Genomic DNA, 10,431 nt, shown 5'->3' with positions numbered 1-10,431 from the left:
AACAGATCAGCCAGCTTTTTGATTGATTTTTTCATAAACATTTTGTTGCTGTAGCTGATCGTCAGTTCCAGTGCACCGTCCGTGATCATGCCGTTAATATCCAGAGCATACCGCTTGGTCAACGTGTCACTAATGGAAGCTCCGATGGAATAAGGAGACATGCGGAATGCATTATGTTTCAAATCCTGATCGAATTGTCCTAGATAGTTAAAGCTGATTTCCGGCTCGCTGACAAAAGTTGCTTCTCCTTCACCGCCAGCAAGATATCTCAAAATCCCGTATCCAATCCCTTTATGCGGCAAACGGCGCAGCCCTTCTTTGACGTTCTTGACACGCCGTCCTACATTTCGGTCCTCATTCATATCAAGTACAACCGGGAATTGACTGGTAAACCAACCGACTGTGCGCGTAATATCCATATCCGGCAAAATGGCTTCCCGTCCATGACCCTCCAGATTTACAAGCACCTGACGGATGCCCGCCCACTCCTGAATTGCAGTGCCCAGAGCTGTCAGTAAGAGGTCGTTCGCTTCCGTATTGTAGGCCCGATGAGCTTGTTTCAAGAATTGTTCTGTTTCTTCTACCGTCCACGCTACGGTCAGCGTCCGATCATCGCGAAGCTGTGGCTTGGCCTGAGATTTACGATTGTAATCCTTAGGCAAGGATGCCTGGCTTTTCCCTGCTTCCTCAATTTGCTCCCAATACGCACGCTCCTTCTCCAATGCTGTGCTGTTCGCATAAGCTGGCAGCTGATTAGCCCAAAGGCGGAAGGAATCCGTTTTATTTGGCAAACGGACAGACTCGCCCCGTAAAGCCTGTTCATAGCCTGTTGCCAAATCCTCCAACAAAATACGCCAAGACACACCGTCAACCACAAAATGGTGGATTGCTACCAACAAATGGTCTCCATCGTTGCAACGGAACAGCCCCAGCTTTACCAGCGGTCCTTCATCTAGACGGATGCTGCTTTGGATTTCGTTGGCTTTGTTCTCCAGCAAATGAGCAAAGTCAGACTCCCTTGTATAATCCACCACTTCGAGGTTATACAGCTCTCCTTCTTGCACGCCTCGGTTCCATGCTTCATACCCACCGTCTGCATTCTGGCGGAATACGATGCGCAAAGCATCATGATGCTCGACAATGCTTTGCAGTGCCTGACGAAGCGCCGTTTCGTCCAGTCGATCCTCACGATGCAGCATCAGAGCCTGGTTATAGTGCTCAGGATTGGATGGCTGCTGTTCAATGAACCAGTGTTGAATCGGTGTCAATGCCACGGTTCCACTAACTTCTCCTTGATCGGAAACGCGGGTCACCCGCTGCACCCGTCCATTCAGCTCAGCAATCGTCGGATACTGGAACAACTCCCTCATTTCCAGCTTGTAACCATTTTGCAGCAGTCTTGAAGACACTTGGATGGCCTTGATCGAGTCGCCGCCCAAATGGAAAAAGTTATCCAGAACACCAATCTGTTCGATTCCCAGTACAGATTGCCATACCGATACCAATGTCCGCTCTACCTCATTACGGGCTGCTACATAATCCTCGCCGGAATCCACGCTTCCCTCCGGTTGCGGCAACGCCCGACGATCCACTTTGCCATTTGGTGTTAACGGCAATTGCTCCATCTGCACAAAATACGACGGCACCATATAACCCGGCAATTCTTGGCTCAAGGTGCTTCGCAACTCACTAGCCGCGATATCCACAAGGGTGACTACATATGCGCAGAGTTGTTTCTGTCCCTGCTCATCCTCACGTGCAATGACGACAGCTTCTTGTACCGCATCTAGCTTCAAGAGCTGCGCTTCCACCTCGCCCAGCTCAATCCGGTAGCCCCGGATTTTCACCTGTGCGTCGATCCGTCCTTTGTATTCCAGCGTTCCATCCTCATTCCAGCGAACCAAATCGCCTGTACGGTAGCAGCGCTCTCCGCTACGGAACGGACTATCTACGAATTTTTCAGCCGTTAAATCCGGACGGTTCCGGTAGCCACGTGCCACCCCGTCGCCGCCGACGATCAACTCCCCCCATGCCCCGACAGGCTGAAGCTGCATGGAACGGTCTACGACATACGCTGTGGAGTTGTGAATCGGACGCCCAATCGGCACCGCTTCCAATTGCACGCTAGCAATCGCATGAGTTGTAGAAAAAGTTGTATTTTCTGTCGGCCCATAGCCGTTAATGATCCGCAGGGACGGATGAGCCTCCAGCACCCGGTTAATGTGCGGTACAGACAGCACATCACCACCGACCAGCAGTTCTTGTACCCCCTCGAACAGCTCCAAGTCCTGCTGAGATAGCTGGTTAAAGAGCGGCGCAGTCAGCCACATTGTCGTGATACCATGGTTGCGCACGGCTGCCTTGAGCTTTGGAGCGTCCAAAATGACATCCTGACTTACCAGCACGAGCTGTCCACCATTCAATAGCGCACCCCAAATTTCGAAGGTGGACGCGTCAAAGACAACGGCGCCAGTTTGCAAAATGCGTGTATCAGCATCTAATTGCGCATAGTTTGTACTTTTCACCAAACGCACGACATTGCGATGTTCTACCATAACCCCTTTGGGCTGTCCGGTCGTGCCCGAAGTGTACATCAAATAAGCTAGTCGGTTTCCAAATTTACGTTCTTGTTCTCCAGCAGTGCTGTCTACGACAGACGAGGATGATTCATTTAAAATCTCATTTTTCAGATTTGTATAATTGGTATAATCCGCATGATAAGCCTCGTTTTGCTCCCAATGTACGGTATTCAAGCCTTGGTCATTCTCTGCCCCGTACACCTTAGCATCGCTCAGATCCAGTACGATTCCGGTGTATTCCTCCAGTTGCTGTTCTGCATGCTGCACCAGCAGCAACTTTGCCCCCGAATCTTCCAGCAGGTAACGTACACGTTCAGCCGGATAATCAGGGTCAATCGGCACATATGCGCCGCCCGCTTTGAGAATCGCCAACATGCCGACAATCATATCCGTGGAACGCTCAGCAACGATACCTACAGTTTGCTCGGCGGTAACACCGTATCCGCGCAACGTGTGAGCCAGTCGATTTGCTTTAACATTCAGTTCGCCATAAGTTAAACGGGCATTTCCGAACACAACTGCTATCTGATTCGGTGTACGTTCAGCCTGTTCCTCAAACAACTCATGAATGCCTGCTTCGTGTGGATATTCCACCGCTGTAGCATTGAATACATCGATGATTTGCGCCCGTTCTTCCTCACTGATCAGCGACAATTCCTGTATCCGCTTGTGTGGGCCCTGCACCATATGCTCCGCCACACTCAAAAATTGTCGAATAATTCGAGCAATTTCCTGTTCACTAAACAGCTCGGTACGATAATCCAGGTACAGCACGAGTCTATCGTCATCCAGCATTTCAACCATGTGAATATCGAAGTCGTTCACCGTATCTCCGCAGAAATCGTTATCAACCTGCTGAATCGCTTCATCAAACCGGGAGAAACTCAAGGTACGGTACTGAATGGAAGCACCAAACAGACGCTGAATGTCCAGACTGCTTTGCTGTTCACGCAAATCCTGAATAATTTTGTTGTACGGGTAACGCTGATGCCGCAAAATGGACGCCTGCTCCTTCCCTACACCTTGCAGGAAGGTCAGCAGTTCGGATTCTGGTTCGACCAACAGACGCGTAGCCACGGTGCTGACGAACATACCGATGGTATCCTTTTCCTTCTTAGACGTACGGTTGGCATAGAGTGTCCCCACGGTTAGGTCCTGCTCTCCCGTCACTTTATGCAAATAAATATACAGAGCCGCCAGGAAGAACGTGAAAATACTAATTTTATGTTCCTCGCAAAAAGCCGTAACACCACGATACAACTCATGTTCCAGTATAAAGCTCTCCCGGCGTGCAGCTGTGCTCAGTGTCAGCGGGTTATATGATTTCAAACCTGTAGTCTCTGGCAAATCGGCAAACTTTTCTGTCCAGTACGTTTTGTCCTTTTGATAACGGTCTGATTGCTCATAGCTTTGCTCTACCTGGATAAAATCCAGATATGGATTGTCTTTGGTCGGTGCATCTTGACCTGTACCATGCACAATATCCATATAATGTCCGGTGATTTCATTAATGGCCTGATTCATGGACACACCGTCTGAAATAATATGATGCATTTTAAAATTAAACCAGGTTTCTTCTGTTCCGAGCTGCAAGATAACAAATCGGTACAGCTGCGAATCCAACAATGAGAACGGCTGTGGATTATGATGCTTTAACCATACATTCGCTTCTTCCGGGGTAACTTGGATCGTTTCTATACTTTCTGCCGTAAATGGCTCTACATATTGATATGGAATCCCATCCTGAGCAGTAATTTTGATACGAAAAGAATCATTTTGGGCAATTACCCGATTAATTGCTTGCTGCAAGGCATCTATGCGAACAGTTCCCCTGATCTTTACAGTAGCAATAATTGTTGAAGTGTTCCGATGAGGATACAAAAGCTCCGTATACCAAATACGTTGCTGTGGCTGGCTTAAGGAAAACAATTGAACATCTTGCTGTGTCATCCGTCTCTCTCCTCACAAAATAGATATTTGGTAAAAAGGAAATTCGCATATTCATGCGGTTTGTTCCTCGGGATGCTTTCGAAATTGAAGCTCATACAGCTCTGCATAATGGCCGCCCTCGGCAAGGAGCTGATCATGGGTACCTTGCTCTTTCAGTTCGCCATCGGCAAGGACACAGATCGTATCCGCCCGTTCAATCGTAGACAATCGATGGGCAATAACTAATGTCGTACGATCCTTCATCAACTCATTTAAGCCCTGCTGGACTTCATATTCCGATTCTGCATCCAAAGCCGAGGTCGCTTCATCCAATAGCAAAATCGGTGCATTTTTGAGCAAAGCACGGGCAATTGCAATCCGCTGTCTTTGACCGCCGGACAAATTGGCTCCGCGTTCACCGACAATCGTGTCGTACCCCTCTGGCAACTCGGCTATGAAGCCGCTGGCATAGGCTGTTTTGGCTGCAGCCTCCACTTCCTCATCCGTGGCAGTCGGTGAGCCAAAACGGATATTATCCGCTACTGTACCGTGGAACAGCGTAGCCTCCTGTGGTACATAGGCCATCAAATCCCTGACCTCATCCAACGGAAATTCTTCTGCCAAACGACCACGAACCCGCAGCACACCTTCATCCGGTGGGTAAAATCCCAGCAACAACTTCATGACTGTGCTTTTGCCACCACCACTCGGACCGACAAGTGCAGTGACCTGCCCTTCCGGCACGACCAAGTTTAACCTTTGCAGCGTTGGATGGTCAGGCTGATAGCCAAAGGTGATGTCGTGCAGCTCCAGCGCAGCCGGAGTCTGTTCAATGGCGTGGTCTGAACCTAAGGTTTCAACATCGCCATAGAATTCCCCAGATTCACGGGCTGATAAAGCTGCCGTCTCGGGATCGCTAAGCCTAGTCAGCGGTCCCTTCTTTTTAGCCGCGGGGAACTGTTCCTCTTCCTTCGACTCATCCAGAATTTCGCGGATACGCGCCAAGCCTGCCAAGGAGTTTTGTAACAGTGTTACAGCCGCCCCTAGCTCCAAAAATACCGTTGAAATACCGGTTTGCAGTTGTACAATCTGTCCCAATACTCCCAGTTCCATTTGCTTCTGCGATACCAGAATCAATCCGGCGACAAGCACACCGCCCAGCGTAATGAACTCTATGACAAAATTGCACATATCCTGCAAGCCCATATGACGTCCCTGCCGGATGCTGATGCGATTGATGTCCTCGCTTGCATCGTTACATAGTCCACCTACCTTCGTCCTCAACCCAAACAACTTCACCGTCTGCAAACCGGAAAGCAAATCACTCAATCGTTCCGTGAACCTGCTCATCCGTCCCTGTAACTCTTCACTCGTCTTTCGCATTTTCTTCGCGAAATGAGCATTTATCCAGGCTGAAGCCAGCCCAAGTACAACCGCCATAATCCCAAATCGCCAATCCAAAGCCATCAAAATGACCAACGAGCCCAAGAAAAGCGAAATTTCCAGTATAATCGAGCGAATATGAACGGTGTAAGCCTGCTCTAGCGCCTGTACATCGTTCGTCATACGGGATACAAGATCACCCGAATGGTGTTTTTCGGCTTTTTCGTACGATAGCTTGACAATGTGGCCAAATAGTTTCATTCGTACATCAGCAATCGCCAGCTTTACACACCGTTTATACATATAGCTGCACAGGGGGGAGATAAGACTTAATGCCAAAAATGTACCACTGACCAAATAGACCGCTCGGTATAGCTCCTGTACATTGCCATTAACCGCGAAATTCAGCAAATAATGCACCACAAAAGAAAGTAAAATCGTGATGCTGGCATTGGTCAGACTATTGCCAACCAGCCCGGTAAAATACCATTTTTGGTGCGGCTTCATCAGGGACATCAACTGCTTAAATTCATAAAACCCCTGCTTGAAGGTCACGACGCTCACCCCTTTCCTCAGGCAACGAATTACCGTTTTCCGCCGTATGCTGTTCTTCTTCAAAATTTTTCAAATACAGCTTTCGGTACACACCATCACGACCCAGTAATTCCTCATGAGAACCCGATTCCACAATGCTCCCCTGATCGAGTACAATAATGCGGTTCGCCTGACGTACGGTTGACAGTCGATGAGCAATGACCAGTACCGTCCGGTTTTGCATTACCGCATTCATCGCATTCTGCACCTGAGCCTCCGACTGACTATCGAGTGCTGAAGTCGGCTCGTCCAATAGAAGTAGCGGAGCATTTTTCAATAATGCTCTTGCTATGGAAATACGCTGTTTTTGACCGCCAGACAATCCGCCTCCCCGCTCGCTCAACAGGGTTTCATAGCCCTCGGGAAGTTGAACAATAAAATCATGCGCATGTGCCGCTTTCGCCGCCTCGACAATTTCTTCTCGAGTCGCCTCCAAACGTCCATATCCGATATTTTCTGCAATGGTGGCCGGAAAAAGCGACGGCTCCTGAGATACCATCGAAATATGACTGCGCAGGCTTGTTAAATTCCAATCTGTCAAACTCTTTCCAAATAGTTGAATGGTTCCAGCATGCTCTCCAGGTTCATTAAATCCGCAAAGCAGCTTGAAAATCGTGCTTTTACCCCCACCGCTGGCACCGACAATCGCGACCATATCCCCTTGCCCTGCCTGGAAGCTGATATCCTTCAGCACTGTGTTCCCTTCATCGTAGCCAAAGGTCAAATGCTCAAAGCTGACTACAGCAACACTATCAACGTCATCATCACTTTCTGCTCCGCCTTCACTCATTCGGTTGGCTTCCCCATCTGCATCGTCTTTCAAATGAGGCGCCCTATTCTCTCGCTTCTGATCTACCAAGGTCATTTCGCCGTCCTGACGTTCATTCTGCCAATCCAGCACCTCAAACAAATGCTTTGCGGCTCCACCCGCTTCCTTCATTTGCGAAATGATCGTCGGCAGCATGGCAATCGGCTGCAATATGAACGAAATCAGGTATAAAAAAAGTACAATGCCTCCAGCATTCAACTCTCCATGTTGTATCAGGTATCCTCCGTATACAATGACCAAAATAATCGGTGTTGCTAGCATCATCACACCTACCGGAGTAATGGCTGCATAGCGCTTTTCTAGCCGTAAGCCGCGCTTGACGACCTCCTCCATAATCACCATATACTTCTTCAACAGCACAGCTTGCATATTGAATGCCTTGACGATAGGGATTCCTCCGATTGCATCTTGCCCCACAGCGTTCAAATGAGCAATTTTCTCCTGAAGATCCGCGGAGTATTTTTCAATTGGCTTGCTCATTAGTGATGTTATGATCATTCCTATTGGCATGAGCGCAAGACTTGCCAATATCAGTTTCCAGCTTGTCAGTAAAAGCAATATGAGTGATGCCGTAAACACGAGCGGTAAATAGAACAGATTGGCAAACTGCTGGATAAAAAAGTTCTGTAATACTGCCGTATTATTGGTTAGACGGGATACCAAATCTCCGGTAAATTTCCTTTCCACGCTGGAAACCGGTAAATCGCAAAACTTATGTACGAGATCGCCTCTCAAGTCGCGCAGAGCACTAACACTAAATCGCGCTGAAGCGTACCTCATCACAAACTTACAGGGCATTCCAATTAGCGTCATACCAACAACCAGATAGATCATGTTCTGGGTAGAGGAGAATGTCCCCTGTGCCATTTGCTCAATGGCCTTACCCAAAATAATGTCAATAGCTGCCAAACACAAGGAGGTGATCACCGTTATGAAAACCCATAGATTATACGGCCTTACATAACGTGCGAGTCTCCGAAAAGCAGAATTTAATCGAAACAAGGGCATCCCTCTTTTCGCTGCCCACACTTTTTCAGTGCGAACTTTTTATATTGGCTGTGGACGTCGTTGAGATAAACTCTGGGTTTGGATGCATGAGTATCCGTACAGAATAAAATGCGATTTTGAACTATGCTGGAATTTGCATCTTGGTGTGGGTTGGTTGTTGATTGTTGCTGAGATGGTAATAACGAAGTGTATCGTGATGTGTGGGACATTTAACTCTGTCTGAATCGTGGTTGTAGGGTGCTTGTGTTGTAAGCTGTATGAGCTCCCGCCGCGTGGGCCATCGGCGAGGATGTAGAAAGAATGTTCTCGACTGTGCTCATAACCTCTTGTTCTTGTTCATGGATGAAAAAGTGATTACCTTCGAACATTCGAACATCCATAGGTGATGTCGTATGCTGTTGCCAGGCATGCAGTGAATCTGTGCTAACCTCAAAATCCTTCATTCCGCCTAAAACAGTCATCGGACATATCAATGGATTTCCCGGCTGATAAACATAAGTTTCACATACCTTAAAATCTGCACGCAGACGAGGCATAATAATTTGCATCAATTCTGCATTTTGCAGCACCTCTTCAGGTGTTCCCTGCATCAAACGAAGCTCTTCGGTGAAAGAATCGTCTGCTAAATCATGGAGTCGTTTTTTGGAATATGGAATATGTGGTGCGGATTTACCGGATATGATGATATGCTCAGGTAGCTTTCCAGTTTTGCTGTACAATTGCCGTGCTGTTTCAAATGCAATCAGTGCCCCCATACTGTGTCCAAAAAAAGCGAACGGCTTATGTATGTATGGAGCCATAGCTGGAACCAACGATTGAACGATGTCTTGAAGAGTATCCATTGGAGCTTCTGTTGAGCGGCTTTCACGTCCTGGAAGTTGTATAGGCAACACGGTAATGTCAGGCGCAAACCTGGACTTCCAAGAGTTAAATATATAAGCACCACCACCGGCGTAGGGAAAGCAAAATAGTTGGAGCTTCGTAGTCGGTTGGACCTCTGTTTTCGCGAACCAAGATTGTGATCGAGTTGTCATAAGAATTCCTCCATCCTCTATGCAGTTCATAATTTTACAGTAAATCCTTATATCTCTTTTTTTCTTCCAACACTTTCTAACTGTTTTTAAATATACAAACTTTAAAACCACTTGGCATGGGACAAAAGGGCTAAATTGATAGAGCTCATAAAAATAAAATAAAATCCATATTATGTTATTTGTTTCCAAACTTCAAAAGCAACAATTTCACTTTTTGTATGAGTTATCTGTCAATCATGATCTGTTAATTTAGTTTAAAACAAGATTTCAGGTTTTCACGAATTTTGTAAAACTGAACTCATTTTGATTTACATTGAGGTCCCAACCCCTTATCCTACAACAATTTTATCTTTACTTGCCATTAACATAAATGTAACAAATTCAACCTGATATCATCCGACAAATTCCGACTTTTTCCGCAGCTCTCTTCAATCACCTAAATATTGGATTGGATTTGTATCAAGCTCACATAAGACAAAATTAATAACTCTTTATTTTTGTAATAAATATTGTTATTCCATAGTCATAAAGGACCATTTTTTTCATATTTTTTTCTGACTCTTCGTCTAAAAAATCCAGTTCGAATTGAATTTTTCTCTCCTAAATCTATGAATTTTCTTTTCAAACTCTAATAAAAACGTTTCTATCTCGCTTCAAAAGTACCTATTCTCTAGAAATTTATAGCCTTACTTTTAATCTTTCACCCTCTCAAAAAACAGTAGCGGCAAACAGCAAGGCTCCCCGTTGTTGGAGACTTGCTGCTTTATAAATTTCATTATGTTTGACTTCACTATCGGTCGATATGCAGAGTGTTGTAAGCTTTATTGTAGTTATCCCCTAATCTTATTAATTTAGTGGAATGGAGTATATGTATGGGTTCATGTATATATAATTTCCAAAATGCGAAAGCCTTATGGTATACAAAAAGAGCACAGCCCATTAAGGCTGTGCTCTTTTTATCGTGCTTGGCGACGTCCTATTCTCCCAGGACCCTGCGGTCCAAGTACCATCGGCGCTGGAGGGCTTAACGGTCGTGTTCGGGATGGGTACGTGTGGAACCCCTCCGCTATCGCCA

At 46.6% G+C, this 10,431-nt stretch carries 4 protein-coding genes and 1 rRNA gene; all 5 read right to left on the bottom strand.

What is annotated here, in order from left to right:
* Positions 1–4,529, bottom strand: a 4,529-nt coding sequence (locus tag JOD82_RS28675) for a non-ribosomal peptide synthetase (RefSeq protein ID WP_209950379.1), incomplete at its 3' end; no start/stop codon positions are given.
* A gap of 51 nt (positions 4,530–4,580) precedes the next feature.
* Positions 4,581–6,446: an ABC transporter ATP-binding protein gene (locus JOD82_RS28670; RefSeq protein WP_069012585.1), complete on the bottom strand. Its 1,866-nt coding sequence runs from the start codon at positions 6,444–6,446 to the stop codon at positions 4,581–4,583.
* Positions 6,421–8,316: an ABC transporter ATP-binding protein gene (locus JOD82_RS28665; protein ID WP_081317618.1), complete on the bottom strand. Its 1,896-nt coding sequence runs from the start codon at positions 8,314–8,316 to the stop codon at positions 6,421–6,423. The genes JOD82_RS28670 and JOD82_RS28665 overlap by 26 nt, the downstream gene beginning before the upstream one ends.
* A 215-nt stretch (positions 8,317–8,531) precedes the next feature.
* Positions 8,532–9,356: a thioesterase II family protein gene (locus tag JOD82_RS28660; protein WP_029517088.1), complete on the bottom strand. Its 825-nt coding sequence runs from the start codon at positions 9,354–9,356 to the stop codon at positions 8,532–8,534.
* Positions 9,357–10,319: 963 nt separating this feature from the next.
* A 5S ribosomal RNA gene (gene rrf, locus JOD82_RS28655) occupies positions 10,320–10,431 on the bottom strand; the annotation flags it as partial.

It is taken from the genome of Paenibacillus sp. 1182, assembly GCF_017833915.1.
In the GTDB taxonomy this organism is placed as follows: domain Bacteria; phylum Bacillota; class Bacilli; order Paenibacillales; family Paenibacillaceae; genus Paenibacillus; species Paenibacillus polymyxa_D.
The sequence above is the reverse complement of the archived record's forward strand: the minus strand, read 5'-3'. Positions and strand labels throughout refer to the sequence as shown.